Raw genomic sequence first — 23117 nt, 5'->3', positions numbered from 1 at the left:
AAATGGCATATCCAGCAGACGTCTCTGGAATACTGGATCGCCCGCTTTCGCGGGCGATGACAGTTCAGTGTGTGGCTGTGTCCGGCGTGACGGCCGAAGTGCTTACCCCGGCAGGTCCGTCTTCCCCATCAGGAAGCTATCGATCGAGCGTGCGCACTGGCGGCCTTCGCGGATCGCCCAGACCACGAGCGACTGGCCGCGGCGCATGTCGCCGGCGGAGAAGATCTTCGCGCGCGAGGTGTGGTAGTCCTGCAGGGAGGCGCGGACATTGCCGCGCTGGTCGAGCTCGATGCCCAGCGTCTTGAGCAGGCCCTCGTGCACCGGATGGACGAAGCCCATCGCCAGCAGCACCAGCTCGGCGTCGAGCGTGAACTCGGTGCCGGGCAGCGGCTTGAACTTGTCGTCGACCTTGACGCAATGCAGCTTGGTGACCTTGCCGTCCTTGCCCTCGAACTTCGTGGTCAGCACGGCGTATTCGCGCACCGCGCCTTCGGCCTGGCTCGACGACGTCCGCATCTTCAGCGGCCAGTTCGGCCAGGTCACGCCCTTGTTCTCATGCTCGGGCGGCGCCGGCATGATCTCGAGCTGGGTCACGGACTTCGCGCCTTGCCGGAACGAGGTGCCGATGCAGTCCGATCCGGTATCGCCGCCACCGATCACGACGACATGCTTGCCGTCGGCCAGGATGTCGGGGCCGTCGTTCAGCGGCTCGCCGGAAACGCGGCGGTTCTGCTGCGGCAGGAAGTCCATCGCGAAGTGGATGCCGTCGAGGTCGCGGCCCGGGATCGGCAGGTCGCGCGGGGCTTCCGCGCCGCCGGTCAGCGCCACGGCGTCATACTGCTTGGCGAGCTCCTGCGGGTCGATCGCACCTAGCGTCGAGCCGCCCACCGCCTTGCCGTAGTGGAAGGTGACGCCCTCGGCTTCCATCTGCGCCACGCGGCGGTCGATGATGTCCTTCTCCATCTTGAAGTCGGGAATGCCGTAGCGCAGCAGGCCGCCGGCCTTGGCGAACTTCTCGTAGACATGCACCTCGTGGCCGGCGCGCGCGAGCTGCTGCGCGGCGGCCATGCCGGCGGGGCCCGAGCCGATCACGGCGACCTTCTTGCCGGTCTTCTGCGCAGCGATCTCCGGCTTCAGCCAGCCATTGTCCCAGGCGCGGTCGACGATCGCGCATTCGATGGTCTTGATGGTGACCGGGTTGTCGTCGATGTTGAGCGTGCAGGACGCCTCGCACGGCGCCGGGCAGATCCGGCCGGTGAACTCGGGGAAATTGTTGGTCGAGTGCAGGTTGCGCGAGGCCTCTTCCCAGTTGCCCTGATAGACGAGATCGTTGAAATCGGGGATCTGGTTGTTGACCGGGCAGCCCGGCGTGCCCGGCGCGGTCGAGCCGGTGCCGTGGCAATAGGGGATGCCGCAATTCATGCAGCGCGCGGCCTGGTCGCGCGTGTCCTTCTCGCTCAGCGGAATGACGAACTCGTTGAAGTTCTTGAGCCGATCGGCGACCGGCTCGTACTTGCGGTCATGCCGCTCGATCTCGAGAAAACCTGTGATCTTACCCATTGAAACCCGATGCCCCTGCATCTCAGTTGTCCGTCATTCCGGGCTGCGCCGCGAGGCGCAGACCCGGAGGTCTCGAAGTGGTCTGGCGAGATTCCGGGCTCGCGCCAATGGCGCGCCCCGGAATGACGCCCGGTGATACTACGCGCCGATCGCGATCTTCGGCTCGGCGTCGGCGTTGGCCTTCATTTCCTTCAGCGCGCGGCGATACTCCACCGGCATCACCTTGCGGAATTTCGGCAGCCAGCTCTTCCAGTCGGCGAGGATCTCGGCCGCCTTCTTTGAGCCCGTCAGCTTGGCGTGACGCGTGATCAGGACATGCAGCCGCTCCACGTCGGAGTCGAGCAGATTCTGGAACACGTCGACCCGGCCATGCGCCTCGAGATCGCCGGAGTGGTGGTAGGTGTCGGCGTTGATCATCTCCTCCGACAGCACCGGCTCCAGCTCGACCATCGAAAGATTGCAGAGCTTGTTGAAGTCGCCGCTCTCGTCCAGCACATAGGCGATGCCGCCTGACATGCCGGCCGCGAAGTTGCGCCCGGTCTTGCCGAGCACCACCACGATGCCGCCGGTCATGTATTCGCAGCAATGATCGCCGGCGCCTTCGACGACCGCGACCGCGCCGGAGTTACGCACCGCGAAGCGCTCGCCGGCGATGCCGCGGAAATAGCACTCGCCCGCGATCGCGCCGTACATCACGGTGTTGCCGACGATGATCGACTCCTCCGGCACGATGCCGGAGTTCTTCGGCGGCTTGACGATGATGCAGCCGCCCGAGAGGCCCTTGCCGACATAGTCGTTGCCTTCACCCTCGAGCTCGAAGGTGACGCCCTTGGCGAGCCAGGCGCCGAACGCCTGTCCCGCCGTGCCCTTCAGGCCGACATGGATGGTGTCGAGCGGAAGGCCGGCATGACCGTAGATCTTGGCCACTGCGCCCGACAGCATCGCGCCGGCGGAACGGTCGGTGTTGTTGATCTCTTCCTCGATCTTGACCGGCGCACCGCGATCGAGCGCGGCCTGCGCCTGCTCGATCAGCCGGCGGTCGAGCACGGCGTCCAGATGGTGGTTCTGGCTTTCCGAGTGATAGATCGTCTGGCCCTTCTCCTCCTTCTGCCGCACGAACAGCTTGGAGAAATCGAGACCCTTGGCCTTCCAGTGCGAGACCAGCGCGGTCTGGTCCAGCATCTGGACCTGACCGACCATCTCGTCGAACGTCTTGTAGCCGAGCTGCGCCATGATCTCGCGCACTTCCTCGGCGACGAAGAAGAAGTAGTTGATGACGTGCTCGGGCTGGCCGGTGAAGCGCTTGCGCAGCACCGGATCCTGGGTCGCGACCCCGACCGGGCAGGTGTTGAGGTGGCACTTGCGCATCATGATGCAGCCCGCCGCGATCAACGGCGCGGTGGCGAAGCCGAACTCGTCGGCCCCGAGCAGCGCCCCGATCACGACGTCACGGCCGGTGCGGAAACCGCCGTCGACCTGAACCGCGATGCGGCTGCGCAGCCGCTGGCGCACCAGCGTCTGATGGGTTTCGGCAAGGCCGATCTCCCACGGCGAGCCGGCATGCTTGATCGAGGTGAGCGGCGAGGCACCGGTGCCGCCCTCGAAGCCCGCGATGGTGACATGGTCGGCGCGTGCCTTGGCGACGCCGGCGGCAACCGTACCGACGCCGACCTCGGACACCAGCTTGACCGAGACCTGGCCGTCCGGATTGACGTTCTTGAGGTCGTAGATCAGCTGGGCGAGATCTTCGATCGAGTAGATGTCGTGGTGCGGCGGCGGCGAGATCAGGCCGACGCCCGGCGTCGAATGCCGGACGCGGGCGATCGTCGCGTCGACCTTGTGGCCGGGCAACTGGCCGCCTTCGCCGGGCTTGGCACCCTGCGCCATCTTGATCTGCATCATGTCGGAGTTGACGAGATATTCCGTCGTCACGCCGAACCGGCCCGAGGCGACCTGCTTGATCGCCGAGCGCATGCTGTCGCCATTGGGCAGCGGCTTGAAGCGGTCGGATTCCTCGCCGCCTTCGCCGGTGTTCGACTTGCCGCCGATCCGGTTCATCGCGATCGCGAGCGTGGTGTGCGCCTCGCGCGAGATCGAGCCGAACGACATCGCGCCGGTCGAGAAGCGCTTGACGATGTCCTTGGCCGGCTCGACGTCCTCGAGCTTGATCGGCTTGCGCTTGTCGTCCTCGGCGCTCTTGATCCGGAACAGGCCGCGCAGCGTCAACAGACGCTCGGACTGCTCGTTGAGGATCTTGGCGAACGCCCGGTAGCGCTCCAGCGAGTTGCCGCGCACGGCATGCTGCAGCGTCGAGACCGATTCCGCGGTCCAGGCATGGTCCTCGCCGCGGGTGCGGTAGGCATATTCGCCGCCGACATCGAGCGCGCTCTTGTAGATCTGGCCGTCACCGAACGCGTCGGTGTGGCGCCGCACGGTCTCCTCGGCGATCTCGCCGAGGCCGACGCCCTCGATCCTGGTGTGGGTGCCGGCGAAATACTTGGCGACGAAATCAGCCTTGAGGCCGACCGCGTCGAAGATCTGCGCGCCGCAATAGGACTGGTAGGTCGAGATGCCCATCTTGGACATCACCTTGAGCAGGCCCTTGCCGATCGACTTGATGTAGCGCTTGACGATCTCGTAGTCGTCGAGCGCGCCGGGCAGCCGGTCCTTCATCGCGAGGATGGTTTCGAACGCGAGATAGGGGTTGATCGCTTCGGCGCCGTAGCCGGCGAGGCAGGCGAAGTGATGCACTTCGCGCGGCTCACCGGATTCCACGACGAGGCCGACCGAGGTGCGCAGGCCGGTGCGGATCAGATGATGATGCACGGCGGCGCAGGCCAAGAGCGACGGGATCGGAATCCGGTCGGTGCCGGTCATGCGGTCCGACAGGATGATGATGTTGATGCCCTCGCGCACCGCGCCCTCGGCGCGGGCGCAGAGCTCGTCGAGCACCTGCTCCATGCCCGCCGCGCCGAAGCCGGCGTGGAAGGTGGTGTCGAGCGTGCGCGACTTGAAGTGGGTCTCGGGAACGTCGGAGATCGAGCGGATCTTCTCAAGGTCGGCATCGGTCAGGATCGGCTGCCGCACTTCGAGGCGCTGGGTCGAGGCGACGCCCTGCAGGTCGAACAGGTTCGGCCGCGGCCCGATGATCGAGACGAGGCTCATCACGATCTCTTCGCGGATCGGGTCGATCGGCGGGTTCGTGACCTGCGCGAAGTTCTGCTTGAAGTAGGTGAACAGCTGCTTCGGCTTGTCCGACAGCGCCGAGATCGGCGTGTCGTTGCCCATCGAGCCGGCTGCCTCCTCACCGGTGGCCGCCATCGGCGTCATCAGGATCGTGATGTCTTCCTGGCTGTAGCCGAACGCCTGCTGGCGATCGAGCAGCGGCAGGTTCGAGCGCACGCCCTTGGTCGGCGCATCCGGCAGCTCCTCAAGCTGGATCTGGGTGCGGTGCAGCCAGTCATTGTAGGGATGGCTCTTGGCGAGGTCGGCCTTGATCTCGTCGTCGGGAATCAGGCGGCCCTGCTCGAGGTCGACGAGCAGCATCTTGCCGGGCTGCAGCCGCCACTTGGTGACGATCTGGTCCTCCGGAATCTTCAGCACGCCCATTTCGGACGCCATCACGATGCGGTCGTCCTTGGTGACGAGGTAGCGCGCGGGGCGCAGGCCGTTGCGGTCGAGCGTCGCGCCGATCTTGCGGCCGTCGGTGAAGGCGATCGCGGCGGGGCCGTCCCACGGCTCCATCAGCGCGGCATGATATTCGTAGAAGGCGCGGCGCTGCTCATCCATCAGGGGATTGCCGGCCCACGCTTCCGGAATCATCATCATCACGGCATGCGGCAGCGAGTAACCACCCTGCACCAGGAATTCGAGCGCGTTGTCGAAGCAGGCGGTGTCGCTCTGGCCTTCATAGGAGATCGGCCACAGACGGCTGATGTCCTTGCCGTAGAGCTCCGAATGCACGGAGGCCTGCCGCGCCGCCATCCAGTTGACGTTGCCGCGCAGCGTGTTGATCTCGCCGTTATGGGCGATCATCCGGTAGGGATGCGCCAGCGACCAGGTCGGGAAGGTGTTGGTCGAGAAGCGCTGATGCACCAGCGCCAGCGCGCTGTCGAAATCCGCTTCGTGCAGGTCGGGATAGTACTTGCCGAGCTGGTCGGCGAGGAACATGCCCTTGTAGATCACGGTGCGGCACGACAGCGAGCACGGATAGTAGCCCGCCATGCCGCGGTCGCGGCGCTGATAGATCGCCTGCGAGATCGACTTGCGCAGGATATAGAGCCGGCGCTCGAAATCGTCCTCGGTCTTGACCGCATTGTTACGGCCGATGAAGACCTGCATGTGATAGGGCTCGGTCGGCTTCACCGTGACGCCGAGCGACGAGTTGTCCGACGGCACGTCGCGCCAGCCGAGCAGCTTGAAGCCCTCGTTCTTGATCTCGTCGGCGATGATGCTCTTGATCACGTTCCGCCACGCGGCATCGCGCGGCATGAACAGCGCGCCGATGGCGTATTCGCCGGGCTTCGGCAGCTTGAAGCCGAGCTCGGAGGCCTTGCGCGCGAAGAAGGCGTGCGGGATCTGCACCAGGATGCCGGCGCCGTCACCGGCGCGCGGATCGGCGCCGACAGCGCCACGATGCTCGAGGTTGCACAGGATGCTCAGCGCGTCGGAGACGATCTGATGCGACTTCTGGCCCTTGATGTTGGCGATGAAGCCGACGCCGCAGGAATCCTTTTCCAGGCTCAGGTCGTACAGGCCTTCGGCCTGCGGGCGCCAGGTGTGAAGCTCGGGGGTGTGCGGCCCATAGGACGCATCATGCGCGACATCGGCGGCTTTCGAGTCCGCGGTCGCCGACAGCATGCCTGTCACGATGGTTTCGCGCTCGAATTCCGATCCGCTCATGTGTCCTCTCCCTTTCGTAAGGGGCCTCACCGTATTTGGCGCACCTTGGACGTTGCGGCACCCACCGGGCCACCGCTCGTCCGCCGCGAGCCGCATTTTCCTAAATTCAGGCGACGGGCGTTTCAACGTCCCCTAGGGGACGGCCCTGCCTGCAGCATTCTCGGAGCCCGGGGCGCCGAGGTTTCGTTGCAATCCCTATGCCGGAATGGCCTCGAAATTGAGACAGCTCTGCTGTCCTAACCTCGACCTTGCCAAATTTTTGTCTATCACACAAGCGCGAGGAAGTCCTCGCCCGCATGCTTGGATCGGACAGCTCGGCGGGCCTGCCGCGCCCCTGATTCGAAGCAAACACGCCGTGATCTGGCCCAAGGAGGGACCAAGGACCGCCGGAATTCAAACCGAAATTTTGCCCGGCAAGCCGGCAAGAGAGCGGGAAGCTCCGAGAGGCGGGCCAGACAGGAGTTACGGCGATGAAGTTGTTCACAGGTTCGGTTGCAGCCGCCGCGCTCGCGTTCAGCGCAGCCTCGGCCCAGGCGCAGCCGGTGACGTCCGTCCGGATTGGCAGCCCGTCTTTCGTCAGGGTATCCGACATGGGCGGACCCTACGCCGCCATGCCCGAGGTTCCGCCGCCGCCGCGCTTCGGCCGCGTCCCGAGCCTGCTGCCGCCGGTCGAGGTCTACACCGTGCTGCGCGAGAACGGCTATCTGCCGCTCGGCGCGCCCCAGCAGCGCGGCTTCGTCTACACGATCTCGGTGATCGACCAGGGCGGCGACGACGGCCGGCTGGTGATCGATGCGCGCGACGGGCACATCGTCCGCTTCACCCCGGCCTACCGGCTCGGCGACAACTTCGAGGAGGAGATGAGCGCGACCTACGGCCCGGTCGGCCCGATGCCGCGGGCGATCCAGGCAAGGGTGCCGCGGCCACCGCTTCCGATCCCGCATGTCGCCAGCCGCGTGCCGGTGCCGAAGCGGAGCCCGCTTGCGGCCAAGTCAGCGCCAGGTCCGGCGCCGGCGGCGGCCCAGGCTCCCGCGCCGGCGGCTCAGGCCGCCGTCGCCCCGACCACTGCGCAGCAGCCTGCGCCGGCCCAGGCCACCGCACCCGCGCCGGCCGAGCAGGCCACGGCGACGCCGAAGCCGGCCGAAGCCCAGGCGGCCGCGCCGCAGGCCGTTCAGCAAGCCGAGGCTCCGACCGTCGGTCAGGCCGCTCCGCCGCCGCCTGCGCCCGCAATCCTGCCGACCCAGGCGATGCCGAAGGTGCAGGGGCTGGAGTGACAGAGGTCGCTGCGTAGCCCGGATGGAGCGTAGCGCAATCCGGGGCGGTCCCGTCGCGGAGAACGTCCCCCCGGATTGCGCTCCGCTCCATCCGGGCTACGGCCCTTCGCAACAAAAAACGCCCCGGTTTCCCCGGGCCGTTTTCGCGTTCAGCCAATATCTGCCGACGCGGGATGTGTCGCTTAGGCCGCGACCTTGCTGGCCGAGCCGTCAACCACCTGCGGGGCCTTCTCGCCGCCGCCGATCGGAATGCTGCGGGGCTTCTTGGCCTCGGGAATCTCGCGGACGAGATCGACGTGGAGCAGGCCGTTCTCGAGCGAAGCGTTCTTCACCTGCACGAAGTCGGCAAGCTGGAAGACGCGCTCGAAGGCGCGGGAGGCGATGCCGCGATAGAGCACTGCGGCGCTGTTGCCGGAGTTCTCGTTGGCGGTCTTCTCGCCCTTGATCGTCAGCGTGTTCTCTTTCGCGACGATCGAAAGCTCGGCTTGCGAGAAGCCGGAGACCGCAACGCTGATCCGGTAAGCATTCTCGCCGGTGCGCTCGATGTTGTAGGGGGGATAGCCGGGGCTGCCGTCCGAGGTCACCTGATCGAGCAGGCTGAAGAGGCGGTCGAAGCCGACGGTGGAACGATAGAACGGAGTGAGGTCGTAGCTACGCATAGGGTAGTCCTCCAATGAGCGACTGTTTCAGTTACCCGCCCGCCATCGGGCCGGGCTTAGATGTGTGCAGCCTGATGTTCCGGTTCCGAAACACTGGTAGCGGCCTGCACTGAAGTGATATGGGAGGGGTCACGTCGCGTTCAAGAGGCGGAAACCGCGTCGCTTTTCTCGGCGCCGGCGTCCTTGATCTCCACCCTGTCCCTCCACTCCGGTCTCCTGCATGACGCTCGTCTCGATCCCCGCCAACCCGGTTCCGGACGACGTTGTCAGTGGCACCATCAAGACACCCGACGGGGCCGAGCTGCGCTTCGCGCGCTGGGCGCCGCCGCCAGGCCGCAAGGGCACGGTCTGCGTGTTCGGCGGCCGCGGCGAGATGATCGAGAAATACTTCGAGACCGTGCGCGACCTGCGCGACCGCGGCTTTGCGGTGGCGATGATCGACTGGCGCGGGCAGGGCCACTCGTCGCGGCGGCTGCGCGATCCGCGCAAGGGTTACGTGCGCGACTTCGCCGACTACGAGGTCGATGTCGAGACCTTCGTGCAGCAGGTGGTGCTGCCGGATTGCCCGCCGCCCTATTTCGCGCTGGCGCATTCGATGGGCGGCGCCGTCCTGCTGCGGGTCGCGCATGCCGGCAAGCGCTGGTTCGACCGCATGGTGCTGTCGGCGCCGATGATCGACCTGCCGCGCCGGCGCGTGTCGTTGTTTCCGAGCGCGCTGCTGCGGATCATGCGGCTGGCCGGGCAGGGCGGCCGCTACGTTCCGGGCGGCGGCGATGAGCTGGTCGGCCTCGCGCCCTTCATTGGCAATCCCGTGACCAGCGACCCGGTGCGCCACGCCCGCAACGCGGCGATCCTGGAAGAAGACCCGACGCTCGGCATCGCGGCGCCGACGATCGCCTGGGCCGACACCGCGTTCACCGCGATGCGCACCTTCCGCGGCATGTCGTATCCGACCGAAATCCGCCAGCCGATCCTGATGCTGGCGGCGAGCAATGACGAGGTGGTGTCGACGGCGGCGATCGAGGAGTTCGCCTACCATTTGCGCGCCGGCTCGCATCTCGTGATCGCCGGCTCCAAGCACGAGATCCTGCAGGAGCAGGATCGCTACCGCGCGCAATTCTGGGCGGCGTTCGACGCCTTCGTGCCGGGCACGCCGCTGTTCAAGTGAACCATAGCGTTTTCGAGCGAAGTGGATGCCGGTTCGCGTGAAGAAAACGCGTCAAAAAGAAATCTAGCCCTGCAGCAGCGCGACGATCCGGTCGGGAAAGCGCTTTTCCACGAACAAGGTCCTGACCTCGGCGACGCTGAGATAGCGCTCCTTGCCTTCGCCCTTGCCCATGATGTCGAGCAGCACCGGCCACTCGCCGAGCATCAGGAGCGGATAGTAGCAGTGCAGGATCGCGTAGGACGAGGACGCCGGATGCTCGTCCTTGGCGCGCTGGAAGTTTGCCGCCATGAAGGTCTTGATCTCGGAGGCCGACAGCCCGCGTTCGACGCTGCCGTCGGGGGCCTTGTGGTCCGTGCCGAAGGTGGCGAGCCGCGCGATCTCGTCCTCATGCACGACGGCATGCTGGTCGAGGATGCGCGAGCCGGCGCCGTGCTTGTCGAGCGGGCCATTGCGCAATTCGTCGAGGATCGCGCCCTGCAACAGGCTGCGAACCTGGCTGAAGGGGCCGATGCCGTTGGCCATCTGCGCGACCATGAAGATCTTGGCGCCGGCGCTGAGCGCCGGAAGGCCGGTCTTGCCGGTGGCGCGGTCGATGGTTTCGGTCAGCTTCGGCAGCGGCACGATATGGCCGCCGACATAGTCGCCGGCGACCAGCGCACGCAGGAACGGGCAGGGATTGTCAGGGGAAACCTGCGGGGCGGGTGCCGCGCTTGCAGCCGTATCGGACATCAAACCACATCCTGAAAAGCTTCAGCTTAAAAAGCATCCATTACCGGTGGATGAATTCGCTCAGGAATCAGCGGCGAATTTCGAATTGGATGCAACCAGAGCGAGTTTGCCGAAGGGAAGGCCGGCTTTCAAGAGGCCATCGCGATAGAGCGCGATGTCGGCCGGGTTCTTCCAGTGGAAATTGCGCAAATGACGTTCGACGGTGAGACCGGGATGATTGGCGAGCAGCGCTTCGGCCGCCTGCGCGGCTTCGTCGGCGCGGCCGAGCTGGGCGAGCGCGGCGCTGCGCACCGCCAGGCACTGCAGATGGTTCGGGTTGAGATACAGCCCCTCGCGCGACCATGACAGCGATGCGTCATATTGACCGAGCAGATAATGACTGAACGCGTTCAGTGCGGCCCATTGGTAGCGTGGGTCGCTGTTGCCGCGCTGAACCGCCGTCGAGAACAGATCGACCGCCTTGCGATGATCGCCGATCACCATATGGCAGATTCCAAGCACGCCGCGGGCGCCCATGTCGTAGGGGTTGAGCTCGATCGCCCGCTTGATGGCGTCCATCGCGGCTTCGTAGTGGCCCTGCATCGCATGCAGATAGGCCAGCAGCGAAAATGCGAACGAGGAGCGCGGGTCGAGCCGGACGCTGCTCTCGGCCAGGCTAACCGACGAGGCCCACAATTCGCGCGTGCTCGGAATCCAGCCGAACTGGATACTCTGGATCTGGATCAGCGCGAGATAGGCGCGCGCGATCGACAGCGCGGGGTCGAGCTCGATCGCCTCCTTGAACAGCGCGATCGCGGTTTCGCAATCGTCCTTGGTCTGGTGATAGTAGTGCGACAGGCCCTTCAGGAAGCGATCCCACGCGGTCAGTTCGGCGTTCGGCGAGCGCGCCGGTGCCGAGGCCTCGGCGCGGTAGATCTCCTGGGCAACCGCAGCGGAGAGGTTGGCGGTGATCTCGTCCTGCATCGCGAACAGGTCGCCCATGTCGCGGTCGTAGCGGCCGGTCCACAGCTGCTCGCCCTTCTCGGGCGCGATCAACTCGGCGGAGACGCGGATCTTGTTGCCGGCGCGGCGCACCGAGCCCTGGATCAGATAGCTCGCGTCGATTTCGCGCGCGATCAGGCGGGTCGAGACGTTCTTGCCCTTGTAGGCGAAGGTCGAGTTGCGGCTCAGCACGCGGTAGAAGGATTGCAGCGACAGCGCGTGGATCAGATCCTCGGTCAGGCCGTCGGAGAAATATTCGTCGGCGCCGCCGCTCAGATTGTCGAACGGCAGCACACCGACGATCGCGGTCCGGTATTGGCCCGGCAGATGCGGGCCGTCATCCGGCGTCTTCTCCTGCAGATCGGATCCGGCCGGCGCCCAGGTCCAGACATGGACCGGCTCGGTGATGTTCTTGAAGCGGTGCGGGCCGGCATCGACCAAGGTGACGGCAAGCCGCCGCCCTGACTCGGTGCGGGCCTTGTCCGACACCGCGACGCCACCGGGCACGGCGACGGTCTCGAGACGGACGGCGATGTTGACGTCGTCGCCGAACACCTCGTCCTCGTCGGCCATGACGTCGCCCATGTGGACGCCCATCCGGAAGTGCATGGCGCGGTCGGCCGGCAGATGTTCGTTGCGCTCGGCCATCAGGGTCTGCATCGCGACGGCAGCCTCGATCGCGCCGATGATGCTCGGAAATTCCAGCAGGAAGCCGTCGCCGGTGTTTTTGACGATTCGGCCGCCATGGTTGAGGATGATCGGGTAAATCGCGCTGCGGTGCGCCTTGAACGAGGCATGCGTCCCCGCCTCGTCGACACCCATCATGCGGGAATAGCCGGCGATATCAGCGCAAAGAATGGCAGCGAGCCGTCTTTCCATGTCTCCTGTGCCCTGGAATTGGCCACTTAGCCGAGGTGACCGAATCCGATACTTACAAGACAGGCCGGGTCCGGCGGAAGCTCGGTTTACGGGCACCTATAATGCATAGTAGCAGGAATTGGCATGCGACCAACGGATCGTACAGTCCGTTTCTCTACTGAATTCGTGTGTCGCTGCGATGGCGCAGGTTGGCTGACCGTCCTTTCGGGTTCGTTACTTACATAGGATAATGTGGCCGAGATGCTGGGAATTCACGAGCTTTGGCTGTTTGTCCTGTCCGGGCTGCTGCTCAACGTCACACCGGGGCCGGATACCGCTTATATCATAGGGCGCACGATTCAGCACGGATGGCGCGGCGGCGCCGCTGCGGCGATCGGTATCAGCTGCGGCTGCCTGGTCCACGTGCTGGGCGCGGCGATCGGGCTGTCGGCGCTGCTGATGACGTCGTCGACCGCGTTCCTGGCCGTCAAGCTGATCGGCGCGGCCTATCTGGTGCTGACCGGGCTGCAGATGCTGCTGTCGCGCGCCAAGCCGATCGCGGACATCGCCGGGCAGGGTGGCGAGACCTCGATCTCGCGCGTGTTCTGGCAGGGCGCGCTGACCAACATCCTCAACCCCAAGGTGGCGCTGTTTTTCCTGGCATTCCTGCCGCAATTCGTGGCGGCGGACTCAGCCCACAAGACGCTCGCCTTCCTGGTGCTCGGGCTGATCTTCATCACCGGCGGCACGCTGTGGTGTCTTGGCCTCGCGGCCTTTGCGGCGCGGGCAGCCGGCCGCATCCGGCAATCGACCGGCGTGATCGCCTGGATCAACCGTTCGCTCGGGGCGCTCTTCATCTATCTCGGCGTCCGCGTCGCGATGCTGGAGGCGCGCTAGCCGCTAGAGCGTTTTCGAGCGAAGTGGCTACCGGTTCGCGTGAAGAAAACGCGTCAAACAAGAATCTCTAGCCGTGGATCTTGAGCAGCGCACTGCCGGCCAGATAGATGCCGAGCAGGATCATCGAGATCAGGAACCAGCGGCGGAAGACGTCCGGCTGCATCCGTGTGCGGACCGCCTGGCCGATGAACATGCCGGTGAACGACGCCACCATCGCGACCGCTCCTGGCAGCGCGGTGGCCGCGGTCAGCAGGCCCGAGGCGGTGAGATTGAAGGCGAGTGCGATGGTCGCGGTGGTGAAGAAGACGCCGAGCGCCTGCACCAGTTCGTCCTTGTCCATGCCGATCGCCTGCATGAACGGCATCGAGGGAATGACCTGGACGCCGGTTGCCGCCGAGATCAGCCCGGTGACGACGCCGACGATGCCGCCGACCCATTTCTCGTGGCGCCGCGCGACCTTGAAGTTGAATCTGCTCAGGCCGACGATCGCGTAGATCACCAGCAGCGCGCCGAGCACAACAGTGCCGTAAGCCGCGTAAGGCCCGGTCAATAGTCCGGCATTGATCCAGATTCCAACGACGGTGCCGAGCATCAGCGGCCACAGCCGCTTGAGGATGTCGCGCAGATAGAGGCCGACGAAGGTCTGCCAGATATTGGTGACGATCGCCGGCACGATCACGATCGCAATCGCCTGACCCGGTGCCATCGTGGTTGCCAGCAGTCCCATCGCGACCGTCGGCAGACCGAGGCCGAGCGTACCCTTGACGAAGCCGGCGAGCAGGAAGGCGAAAGCGATGAAGATCAGGAGATGGTCGACCATGACTGCACATTGACCGATCGCGCCGATCGGCACAATCTGGAGGTTACGGAGTTAGCCTTCGGACAGTCCGAAGGGCGGGGCGGGAAACGTCATGCGGTTCGACCTGATCGACTTGCAATTGTTCATCGCGGTTTCGGATGCGCGCAGCATCACCCAGGGCGCGGCGCGCGCAAACCTTGCGCTAGCCTCGGCCAGCGAGCGGATCAAGGGCCTTGAGGAGGCGCTCGGTGTCGCGCTGCTCAAGCGCGGCCGTCGCGGCGTCGAATTGACGGCGGCGGGCGAGAGCCTGCTCGGTCACGCGCGGATCGTGATGCATAATGTCGAGGCCCTGCAGAGTGATCTCGCCGCCTATGCCAGCGGCGTCCGCGCCAACGTGCTGTTGCTCGCCAACACCTCGGGCCTGTCGGAGCATCTGCCGCGGGCGCTGGCGGCGTTCCTTCATGAGCATCCCGATATCAGCGTCGACGTCGAGGAGCGCGAGAGCACCGATATCGCGACCGCGATCGCCAGCGGCGCCGCCGATCTCGGCTTTGCCGCCGAACACGCGCTGCCCGACAGCGTCGAGCGTTTCCTGTTCAGCGAGGACCGCCTGATGCTGGTGGCGTCGCGCCGCAGTGATCTCGGCGGCCGCCGCCAGATCGACTTCCAGGAGGTGGTCGGCCGCGATTTCGTCGGCCTCACGGCGACGTCCGCGCTGCAGGTCCATATTTCGCGGCACGCGGCAAAACTTGGTGCGCGGCTGCGCTTCCGCGCCCGCCTGCGCGGCTTCGACGCCATCTGCCAGATGGTTGCTGCCGATGTCGGCATCGCGGTGATCCCGGAAACCGCGGCGCGGCGCTGCGCGGCGGCGATGCCGATCACAACGATCCGGATCCGCGATGCCTGGGCCAACCGCCGGCTGACCATCTGCGCGCGCAGCTTCAAGGCGCTGCCGCGCGCGGCCAAGCAGCTGGTGGAGTATCTGCGGGCCGAAGCGCAGCGCTGACGGCTTGCTCTACTTCGCCGTCACCACGCCGGCGTCCTGGATCACCTTCGCCCATCGCTTGATGTCGGCGGCGACGAAGTCGCGGAAATGCTCCGGCGTGTCGCCGACCAGTGTCAGGCCTTGCTCGGCGAGTTTTGCCTTGACCGCCGGATCAGCCATCGCTTCGGTGGCGATCTGGTTCAGCCTGGTGACGATCGCCGGCGGCGTTCCGGCGGGCGCGATCATGCCGTACCAGTTCTCGATGATCAGGTCAGGCATGCCGGCCTCGGTCGTGGTCGGCACGTCGGGCGCGGTCGGGGCGCGCTCGCGGCCGCCGAGCGCGATCGGCCGCAGCGTGCCCGCCTTGATCTGCGGCAGGATCACCGGCAGGTCAAGGAAGGTCATCTGCACCTGCTGACCCAACAGGTCGTTCACCGCCGACGCAGCGCCGCGATAGGGCACATGCACGATGTCGATCTTCGCCGTCAGCTTGAACAATTCGCAGGCCAGATGCGGCAGGCTGCCGGGGCCGGAGGAGGCGAAGTTGAGCTTGCCCGGCTGCGCCTTGGCGAGCGCGACCAGCTCGCTCATGTTCTTTGCCGGTACGTCGGTGGCGACAACCAGCATCTCCGGCACGGTCGCGACCAGCGTCACCGGCGCAAGATCTTTCAGCGTGTCGTAGGCGACCTTCTCCATGCTCGGGCTGATCGCCAGCGCGCCGGCGCTCGCGATCGCAACCGTGTAGCCGTCGGGAGCGGCCTTCGCGACCGCATCGGTGCCGAGCACGCCGCCCTGGCCGGCGCGGTTGTCGACGATGATCGGCTGCTTCACCAGTTCCGAGATCTTCTGCCCGATCACCCGTGCGATGATGTCGTTCGGCCCGCCGGGCGGGAACGGCACAATCAGCCGGATCGGCTTCGTCGGGAACGCCTTGGCCGGGAACTGCTGGGCGCTGGCGGTGACGGGCGCGAGAAGCAGGAGAATGGCTGCCAGTAGCCTGCCGCAAATCGTCATGTGCGCCCATCCCTGACTTTTCTCGTTGCCGTCAGGATGGGCGCAGATCAATCGCCCGGCAATTCAAGAAATCAGACGGAGCAAGGATCAGGCGTTGAGCAGCTTCATCGCGGCTTCGTGCACGCGTGGGTCACCGGCTGCGATGATGCGGCCGCCGCCTTGCGCCGGCTTGCCGTCCCAGGTGGTGACGACGCCGCCGGCGCCGGTGACGATCGGGATCAGGCCGGCAATGTCGTAGGGTTTCAGCTCGGTTTCGACCACGAGGTCGAGATGGCCGGCCGCGAGCATGCAATAGGAGTAGCAGTCGCCGCCGTAGCGCGACAGGCGCGCCGCATGCTCGACGCTGCCGAAGCGGGCGCGGTCATCCGGATTCATCAGCAGCGGGCTGGTGGTGAAGACGGTCGCCTCCTTCAGCGAGGCGCAGCGCCGCACCGAGAGCCGTCGCGCGCCCGACGGCCCCGCGTAATTCGCCGAACCGTTGTCGCCGGAGAAGCGCTCGCCGATATAGGGCTGGTGCATCATGCCGAATACCGGCGTACCTTTATGCAGCAGCGCGATCAGCGTGCCCCAGATCGGAAAGCCGGCGATGAAGGACTTCGTGCCGTCGATCGGATCGAGCACCCAGACATAGTCGGCGTCCTGGCGCTCATTGCCGAATTCCTCGCCGACGATGCCGTGCTGGGGGAAGTTCGCCTTGATCAGCCGCCGCATCACGGCTTCCGCGGCCCGGTCCGCCTCGGTGACCGGATCGAAATCGCTCGAGCTCTTGTTGTCGACCGAGAGCGAGGTGCGGAAGAAGGGCAGGATGGTTTCGCCGGATGCGGTCGCGAGGCGGCCGATGAAGGCGGTAAAGTCGATGACCGTCACGGCATGTCCCTGAAGTGCGCAAACGACGCGATAGGATGTGCTCTTGCCTAGCTCAATCCCAGGCGGCGCGCACGATTAACGGAGTGTTATCCCAGCCTGATGACTCGGTTCCGGACTTTCGATTTGGCTTCGATTCGAAAGTCTCCCTGGCTTCGGGGCGGATCACGAAGTTGCGAGTTCTGGTATACAAGCTATGCGCTGAACGCTGTCCGATCGCGATTTCTTGTGTAAGATGTTGATATTCAACATCTTAATTCAGTCATCTGGTCGTGTTGCAGTTTCGCCAGACTTACCAACATTACAGAAGAAATGTTTCGAAAGTTCTTGCGTTTTGTGCAGCGCGGTCGCATATTGTTGCGGTGCGGTAGCGCCTCGCGCTATCGCTGCCCTCCTTGGGCGTTTCCTCCCTAGACTTGGGCCGCTTGTTCATTCAAGCGGCCCTTTTTTCTTTGGGCCGTCATTTCCGCGAGTGAACTGAGAATCCACTTCGGCGCTTATCGCGTCGCCAATTTGAATTCTTGGTTCATGACTTCATCGGCACCACGGGTGGCCGACGAAGGATTTACTCCGCTGCCGCCTGGAACGGGCCGAGATCCCCGAACGGAATTTTCGCGAGCGCATCCGCGAGCGACGCAAAGTCGGCCGCCACCTGGGCGAAGCGCGGTCCGCGCTCGCGTTGGCGCTCATCCATATAGACCGCGCGGTTGAGCTCGATCTGCACGGTGTGCAGGCCGCTCGCCGGGTTGCCGTAATGCTCGGTGATGAAGCCGCCGGCATAGGGCTTGTTGCGGCCGACCGAATAGCCGAGCGAACTCATCATCTCCTCGACCAGGTCGGGCAGCAGCGGCGCGCAGCTCGTGCCGTAGCGGTCGCCGATCACGATGTCGGGCCGGCGCGGCTCGTCGCGCGATACCCCGACCGACGGCATCGAATGGCAATCGACCAAAATCACGGCACCGAACGCTTGGTGCGCCTTGTTGATCAGCCGGCGCAGTGCGCGGTGATAGGGCTTGTAGAGCACCTCGATCCGCCGCAGCGCCTCGTCGACATCGAGCCGCTCGCGGTAGATCTCCTGGCCGTCGCCGACCACGCGCGGGATGGTGCCGAGGCCGCCGGCCACCCGCATCGAGCGCGTGTTGGCAAAGCTCGGCAGCCGCCCGGTGAACATGCGCGGGTCGAGCTCATAGGGCTCGCGGTTCACGTCGACATAGGAACGCGGGAAGTTGACCCGGATGATCGGAAAGCCGCGATCGCTCAATCCGGCGATCAACTCGTCCATGAAGGAGTCTTCGGAGCGGCGCAGCGACGCCACGTCGATTCGCGACGCCTCGAGGAACTCGGCCGGGTAGATCGAGCCCGAATGCGGGGAATTGAAGATGATCGGCGCGCGCCAGGCCTGCGGCTCAACGATCTCGAACGGGGGCGACAACTCGCCAGCAAATTCGGTCATTCCCTTGGCGCCGTCCCTTGCGTCCGCCTCGCCCCGCAAGAACTGATTCTGCCGGAAAAGCGGAGATTTATGGGCGGGCATTGTCGGTAATCGCGATCATTCTGCCAAGTGAAAAGAGTGTGGCGCGGGCTGGAACGCGTCTTAAAGGCGGGAAATGCCGCACAAGGTTGATTCGATGCGTGGTTCGGTCCACAAGTGGCTGGCGCGCATTCGCCGATGGCTTGACGCAAATTTCACCCGAAATTTACCGTCTGTCGGGCTTACTGTTCGGACTGCTCCTCAAGCCGGATTCGACGATCCCTGCCATGCCGAAAATTCTTCTCGCCGAAGACGACACCGATATGCGCCGCTTTCTGGTCAAGGCACTGGAAAATGCGGGTTTCAAGGTCTCGCCGCACGACAACGGCATGTCGGCCTATCAGCGGCTGCGTGAGGAGCCGTTCGAAATGCTGCTCACCGACATCGTGATGCCCGAGATGGACGGCATCGAGCTGGCGCGCCGTGCCTCGGAACTCGATCCCGATATCAAGATCATGTTCATCACCGGCTTTGCCGCGGTGGCCCTCAATTCCGATTCGGAGGCGCCGAAAAACGCCAAGGTGCTATCCAAGCCCGTGCACCTCCGGGAATTGGTTAGCGAAGTGAATAAGTTGCTGGCGGCCTGATTCGCCAAAAAACCTTCACTTTGTATCCTTGCCTGCCCCGCCGCCGTCCGTTATAGGGACCCGATCCAAACACGGCTTTGGGTGCGTAGCTCAGCGGGAGAGCACTACCTTGACATGGTAGGGGTCACAGGTTCGATCCCTGTCGCACCCACCACGCTTCGCCCTGAAGGGCTTCGCGTGGCGCAGCCACGCGGAGACCTTCAGGTCGAAGCGTGTCCGGCGTAGCTTGAACGAAGTGAAAGCGTAGACGGACTGTGGCCGCGAGCTACGCTCGGCGCGCCAAGCGTCGCCATGATCGCCCAACACCAACCATTCGTGGTTATGGGTCCCTGCTTCCGCAGGGACGACATCGAGATTGTTGGCGCGGCGGTGAGTCAAACTTCCGCATTCTCGCGGCATGATCTGTCCGAGTCTTGCCTTTCGTCTCGCCCTCGCTCTTGAAGAGGGCGCAGGCAAAGCCGGGTGCCGATCGCACCCACAAGGCCGGTCAGTGCTGCAGGTTCCTGCCGCTCCAGGGTGAGGGCCGCGCCGGCGCGGCCGCGGCGCCGACCAGCGGACGTCGATTCCAGTCCAGCACGGAGTCGCAGTGCAACTGCTCGACGACCCAGAGGAAATAAACCGAGGCGGGAATGCCGATCAGGTCGAACACGAGCATCGATCCGCTGCCGTGAGTCGTCGCGTCAATGAGATGGATCAAGCCGCAGCTGAAGAAGACGCCCGCCAATGCGGCCCCCGATAGCGACCACACACCGGTCGCCAGATAGCGGCGCACCTGATGGTCAGCCAGATACCAGCCGACCAAGCCGTAGGTCACGGTGACGAACACATTAGCGTAGAACGTCGCGGAGGCGACGTCGATCCAGGTGCTCGGCATCGTCGCGCGCGCGGCAAGCTCGGCCGACGTGCAAAGGAACGGGATGTTTGCGCCGGGTTGGGCCATCGCCCAGGCTGCCAGCCAGCCTGCCGTGATGGCGAAGCCGCCGACCAGCAACATCGCGCGATGCGGCGAGAGGGCGATTAATCGCTCGCCCTGGCCACCCAATATCGTCTCGAACCGCAGGAACACAAATGTCAAACCTGCCGGCAGCCCGAGCAAGGTGACGGCGAGCATCGACCAGGACACGCTTTCGCCCTGCAGCACCTGGAAGCCGTGCACCAGATGATGCGGCCCGCAGCTTGCCGCCATCATCGAAAATCCGATACCGAAGCGGGACCAGCCGCGGTAACGGTGCAGGCTGACCGTTTCCCAGGCCGACAATACGCCGAGGCCGGCGTAAGCCAGGCCGATCGCCAGATTGCTGAGACCGATGACGAGATACATCATCGCGAGACCGTCGCCTTGGTGCCCATGGGAGCCCCGATGTGATCAAGGAATTCGTCGATGAAATAATGATGGCCGCGCCGCACCGGTCCTTCCACCGGCTGCGCGGCGTGCAGCGCGCGTCCCGAACTCGGATGCCAGAGTGCCCTGGTCAGCATCGGCGCGATCTGTTCGGCGGCAACCGGCCGCGAAAAGAAATAGCCCTGGGCAACGTCGCAACCCATGCGGAGCAGCATTGCCGCCTGCTCACTTCGTTCGACGCCCTCGGCGATGGTGTGCTTGCCCATCGCGTAGGCGAGGCTCAGGATCGACGATACGATCGCCGTATCGCCGGGCTCGCTGCTGAGACCGTCGATGAAGCTGCGGTCGATCTTCAGAACCTCGGCCGGCATGTCGCGCAGGCGCGACAGCGATGAGTGCTCGGTGCCGAAATCGTCGATCGCGACGAACACGCCGAGCTGCCGGATCTGATCGAGCACCTGGACGACCTCCTCCGGGGCGCTCATCATGACGCTTTCGGTGATTTCGAGACACAGGGCGGTCGGATCGACATTGGTGCTGGCGAGAGTCTGGCGGAGCTCCTGGATGAAGGTCGGCTCCGCGATCTCGCGCGGCGACACGTTCACGGTCATGGCCAGCGGGCAGCCCGGCATCAGCCTCGTCCACTCGGCGAGCTGGCGACAGGATTCCTGCAACACCTGCCGTCCGATCTTGACGATGAGCCCGCATTCCTCGGCGACAGGGATGAAGTCGGCGGGCGAGATGATGCCACGCTCGGGATGTCGCCAGCGCACCAGCGCCTCGACGCCGACCACGCGTCCATCTTTCAGGCGGACTTGCGGCTGATACTCCACGAACAGCTGCGATTCCCGTAGCGCCGCCCGCAAATCGGATTCGATTTGAACACGCTTCTCGGCGCGGGCATGCAGCTCGTCGTTGAACTCGGCCAATCGGGCACGGCCGCGGACCTTTGCCGCGTAGAGGGCAGTGTCCGCCTCGCGCAGCAATTGTTCGGCGCACTTCGTGCCGGGCTTGCAGTGCGCGAGCCCCACGCTTGCCGATACCACGACTTCCTTGCCGGAGAGCAGGATCGGCTCCGCCAGCGCTGCAAGGATCCGCTTGCCGAGTTCCGCTCCGGAGGAGTCCGAGGCGCGCGGATGGAGAACGACCATCTCGTCGCCGCCGAACCGGCTCGCAGTATCTTCCGGCCCGAGACAGCCAAGGATGCGCCGGGCCATTTCGGACAGCACCTCGTCGCCGCTGCTATGGCCGAGTGAATCGTTGACGAGCTTGAAGTTGTCGAGATCGACGAACAGAACCGCGATCCGCGCGCCGTCATCGGCTTCGCGCGCCAGTTCACGATCCAGCCGCTCGAGCAGCAGGCTGCGCGTCGGAAGTCCGGTCAGCTGGTCATGCGCGGCCGTGTGCATCAGGCGTGCAACGACGCCGCGCAGGCGCTCGACCTCCGGGTTTGTTCCGACCGATGGAACGGCGAGATCGCGCTCAACGCCCGAATGCTGTTCCCTGATCGCGGCCCCGAGCCGTATTGAAATATTCGGCCGCAGTCCAACCATCTGCCGATCCCCAATCCACTATAATATCCGGCGACGGTAGGCAGTTTGGAGTTTGCAAAAGGTAGCGTGAAGGCTGCCCGCGACTTTTGCGCGATAACGATTTGCAAGATGGTTACAAATCTACGACGGGCGCGCCGCCCATTTGTTGCGACTTTCGTCGAGGGCCAAATTGCCGCCGTGCCGACGCATGGCCATTCGGAACGGGCGCCGGGGCGCGGCAGACCTCCCCGGTGAGAACCCCTGTGCTGCCGGGAGCCATCGAAGGCGGCTTGGACGATAGACTTGTGCGGTTGGGCAAATCGGTGATCCACATCTCGACGATCACGGCGCCCCGGGCAATAAAGGGCGCGGAACACAGGTTGCACAGGGCTCCTGGCGCGATCACGGAAGGTCGAAGGAGGCATCGCAGTGCTCGATCATATCCTGAAGTTCATGACGCTCGGGACCATCGTCGTCGGCATCACCGCGATCTACACGGCGCTGCATACCAACAACCGGCGTCTGGGAGCCGACATCTTCCTGAGATATTCCGAGCGCATATCCGATTTGCGGCGTCGCCTGCCAACGTCGGCGTTCCATGACGAGGGCGCCGGCGACGTCATCGAGATGACGCCGGACGAGCGCCGAATTGTGCATGAATTCATCTTCTCGATCTTTGAGCTCTACGAGCTCAAGGTGCACGGCTTCGTTCCGCCGGGAATCTGGAAGATCAGGGAGCCCGACATCGAACGGGTGCTCTCGCTGCCGGTGTTCCAGCAGGAGTTGGCGGTCGTGCAAGGCAGGTTCGCGAAGCATCCGCGCTTTGCGGCATGGCTCGACCATATCGGGCAAGCCAAGGCATAGCCGGGCGGCGCCCGATCGAGGACCGCCTGCTCCGTCGCTGGTGTTGCAGGTGCCGGCGATCAGGTTCGCCCCGCCGGCATAGCGGGCGTGTTCGCCGACGAATATGATGAGCCATTGTTACTTTCGTCATCTCGACGTTCATATGAAGATGCCGCAGCGTGCCACAACATGTGCGCCCCGTGCGGCGCGCGTGTTCCGTTCCCATCGATCGCATTCACGTCGCACGTGGTGGAATGCCGCATGATTAGGCAAGCGTCTTCGGGCGCGGTCGACGCGAATCCCGTGCGCGGGATTCGCGATGTGTCATGTACCGTGCTTAAGTTGCTGCGCTCTCCCGACATTCATTTCGTCTCAGCGCGAAGATCGAGAAAATTTTCTGAAGTCCCTGCGATGATGCGTTGCCCGATCGCATCGCGCGAATGCAATTTTGGATTTCTTCAACGAGCGCGTTGCCGCCGCTCTGGTTCTCGCTCAGATTGTTCCCTAGATCAGTCAGGCCGACTCGGCGACGGGCCTTCCGGGCCGGGTCCGGAAATGACGCGACAATGATGAATGCCATGTGTGAGCCCGA

18 protein-coding genes and 1 tRNA gene are annotated in these 23117 nt (G+C 64.8%); 7 read left to right on the top strand and 12 right to left on the bottom strand.

The genetic code is table 11. The annotated features are described in order from the left end of the window. Window positions 1-102: 102 nt before the first annotated feature. Together AAFG07_RS36670 and gltB are read right to left on the bottom strand one after the other, a co-directional pair. Complete coding sequence (locus tag AAFG07_RS36670) at window positions 103-1560, bottom strand: glutamate synthase subunit beta (protein ID WP_342724504.1); 1458 nt, start codon at window positions 1558-1560, stop codon at window positions 103-105. Between the two features lie 138 nt (window positions 1561-1698). Beyond that, on the bottom strand, window positions 1699-6462 hold the full coding sequence (gene gltB, locus AAFG07_RS36665) for a glutamate synthase large subunit (RefSeq protein WP_342724503.1): 4764 nt from the start codon (window positions 6460-6462) through the stop codon (window positions 1699-1701). A gap of 470 nt (window positions 6463-6932) precedes the next feature. Between gltB and AAFG07_RS36660 the strand changes: the two genes are divergently transcribed. After that, window positions 6933-7736, top strand: coding sequence for a hypothetical protein (locus AAFG07_RS36660; protein ID WP_342724502.1), 804 nt, complete (start codon window positions 6933-6935; stop codon window positions 7734-7736). 182 nt (window positions 7737-7918) lie between these two features. Here AAFG07_RS36660 and AAFG07_RS36655 read toward each other — a convergent pair whose 3' ends face one another. Beyond that, the gene (locus AAFG07_RS36655) at window positions 7919-8395 is read right to left on the bottom strand and encodes an Hsp20 family protein (protein ID WP_342724501.1); all 477 of its coding nucleotides are present in this window, start codon (window positions 8393-8395) and stop codon (window positions 7919-7921) included. A 220-nt stretch (window positions 8396-8615) separates the two neighbouring features. On the opposite strand from AAFG07_RS36655, the gene AAFG07_RS36650 reads away from it, so the two are divergent. Then, window positions 8616-9563, top strand: coding sequence for an alpha/beta hydrolase (locus tag AAFG07_RS36650; RefSeq protein ID WP_342724500.1), 948 nt, complete (start codon window positions 8616-8618; stop codon window positions 9561-9563). A gap of 63 nt (window positions 9564-9626) precedes the next feature. Here AAFG07_RS36650 and AAFG07_RS36645 read toward each other — a convergent pair whose 3' ends face one another. Together AAFG07_RS36645 and AAFG07_RS36640 are read right to left on the bottom strand one after the other, a co-directional pair. Further along, on the bottom strand, window positions 9627-10292 hold the full coding sequence (locus AAFG07_RS36645; RefSeq protein ID WP_342724499.1) for a hypothetical protein: 666 nt from the start codon (window positions 10290-10292) through the stop codon (window positions 9627-9629). Window positions 10293-10352: 60 nt separating this feature from the next. Then, window positions 10353-12152: a tetratricopeptide repeat protein gene (locus tag AAFG07_RS36640; protein WP_342724498.1), complete on the bottom strand. Its 1800-nt coding sequence runs from the start codon at window positions 12150-12152 to the stop codon at window positions 10353-10355. 240 nt (window positions 12153-12392) lie between these two features. Between AAFG07_RS36640 and AAFG07_RS36635 the strand changes: the two genes are divergently transcribed. Beyond that, on the top strand, window positions 12393-13028 hold the full coding sequence (locus tag AAFG07_RS36635) for a LysE family translocator (protein WP_342724497.1): 636 nt from the start codon (window positions 12393-12395) through the stop codon (window positions 13026-13028). Window positions 13029-13095: 67 nt separating this feature from the next. On the opposite strand, the gene AAFG07_RS36630 is transcribed toward AAFG07_RS36635, so the two are convergent. Further along, window positions 13096-13848, bottom strand: a complete 753-nt coding sequence (locus AAFG07_RS36630; RefSeq protein WP_342724496.1) for a sulfite exporter TauE/SafE family protein — start codon at window positions 13846-13848, stop codon at window positions 13096-13098. A 91-nt stretch (window positions 13849-13939) separates the two neighbouring features. On the opposite strand from AAFG07_RS36630, the gene AAFG07_RS36625 reads away from it, so the two are divergent. Next, window positions 13940-14833 (top strand): LysR family transcriptional regulator, encoded by an 894-nt coding sequence (locus AAFG07_RS36625; protein ID WP_176529113.1) that lies wholly within the window; start codon window positions 13940-13942, stop codon window positions 14831-14833. A 9-nt stretch (window positions 14834-14842) separates the two neighbouring features. On the opposite strand, the gene AAFG07_RS36620 is transcribed toward AAFG07_RS36625, so the two are convergent. From AAFG07_RS36620 to AAFG07_RS36610, 3 genes are all read right to left on the bottom strand, one after another. Next, window positions 14843-15826, bottom strand: coding sequence for a tripartite tricarboxylate transporter substrate binding protein (locus tag AAFG07_RS36620; RefSeq protein ID WP_342724495.1), 984 nt, complete (start codon window positions 15824-15826; stop codon window positions 14843-14845). An 87-nt stretch (window positions 15827-15913) separates the two neighbouring features. Beyond that, window positions 15914-16693 carry a histidinol-phosphatase gene (gene hisN / locus AAFG07_RS36615; RefSeq protein WP_342724494.1) on the bottom strand — a complete coding sequence of 260 codons (780 nt, stop codon included), beginning with the start codon at window positions 16691-16693 and terminating at the stop codon, window positions 15914-15916. Between the two features lie 562 nt (window positions 16694-17255). Continuing rightward, window positions 17256-18143 carry an N-formylglutamate amidohydrolase gene (locus tag AAFG07_RS36610; protein ID WP_342724493.1) on the bottom strand — a complete coding sequence of 296 codons (888 nt, stop codon included), beginning with the start codon at window positions 18141-18143 and terminating at the stop codon, window positions 17256-17258. A gap of 305 nt (window positions 18144-18448) precedes the next feature. Between AAFG07_RS36610 and AAFG07_RS36605 the strand changes: the two genes are divergently transcribed. Together AAFG07_RS36605 and AAFG07_RS36600 are read left to right on the top strand one after the other, a co-directional pair. Continuing rightward, the gene (locus tag AAFG07_RS36605; RefSeq protein WP_092123795.1) at window positions 18449-18808 is read left to right on the top strand and encodes a response regulator; all 360 of its coding nucleotides are present in this window, start codon (window positions 18449-18451) and stop codon (window positions 18806-18808) included. Window positions 18809-18887: 79 nt separating this feature from the next. Next, window positions 18888-18962: transfer RNA gene (locus tag AAFG07_RS36600), tRNA-Val, on the top strand. Window positions 18963-19295: 333 nt separating this feature from the next. Here the strand turns inward: AAFG07_RS36600 and AAFG07_RS36595 are convergent. Continuing rightward, the gene (locus AAFG07_RS36595; protein WP_342724492.1) at window positions 19296-20129 is read right to left on the bottom strand and encodes a hypothetical protein; all 834 of its coding nucleotides are present in this window, start codon (window positions 20127-20129) and stop codon (window positions 19296-19298) included. Further along, a complete protein-coding gene (locus AAFG07_RS36590) occupies window positions 20129-21703 on the bottom strand; it encodes a bifunctional diguanylate cyclase/phosphodiesterase (RefSeq protein WP_342724491.1) in 1575 nt (524 codons plus the stop codon). Before AAFG07_RS36590 ends, AAFG07_RS36595 begins: the two co-directional genes overlap by 1 nt. Before the next feature lie 408 nt (window positions 21704-22111). On the opposite strand from AAFG07_RS36590, the gene AAFG07_RS36585 reads away from it, so the two are divergent. Further along, complete coding sequence (locus AAFG07_RS36585) at window positions 22112-22546, top strand: hypothetical protein (RefSeq protein WP_342724490.1); 435 nt, start codon at window positions 22112-22114, stop codon at window positions 22544-22546. A gap of 316 nt (window positions 22547-22862) precedes the next feature. Here the strand turns inward: AAFG07_RS36585 and AAFG07_RS36580 are convergent, their stop codons facing one another. Then, complete coding sequence (locus AAFG07_RS36580; RefSeq protein ID WP_342724489.1) at window positions 22863-23105, bottom strand: hypothetical protein; 243 nt, start codon at window positions 23103-23105, stop codon at window positions 22863-22865. Window positions 23106-23117 lie beyond the last annotated feature (12 nt).

This window comes from Bradyrhizobium sp. B097 (assembly GCF_038957035.1).
GTDB lineage: Bacteria > Pseudomonadota > Alphaproteobacteria > Rhizobiales > Xanthobacteraceae > Bradyrhizobium.
Note: the sequence above shows the minus strand (reverse complement) of the source record. Positions and strands in the feature narration are given on the sequence as shown.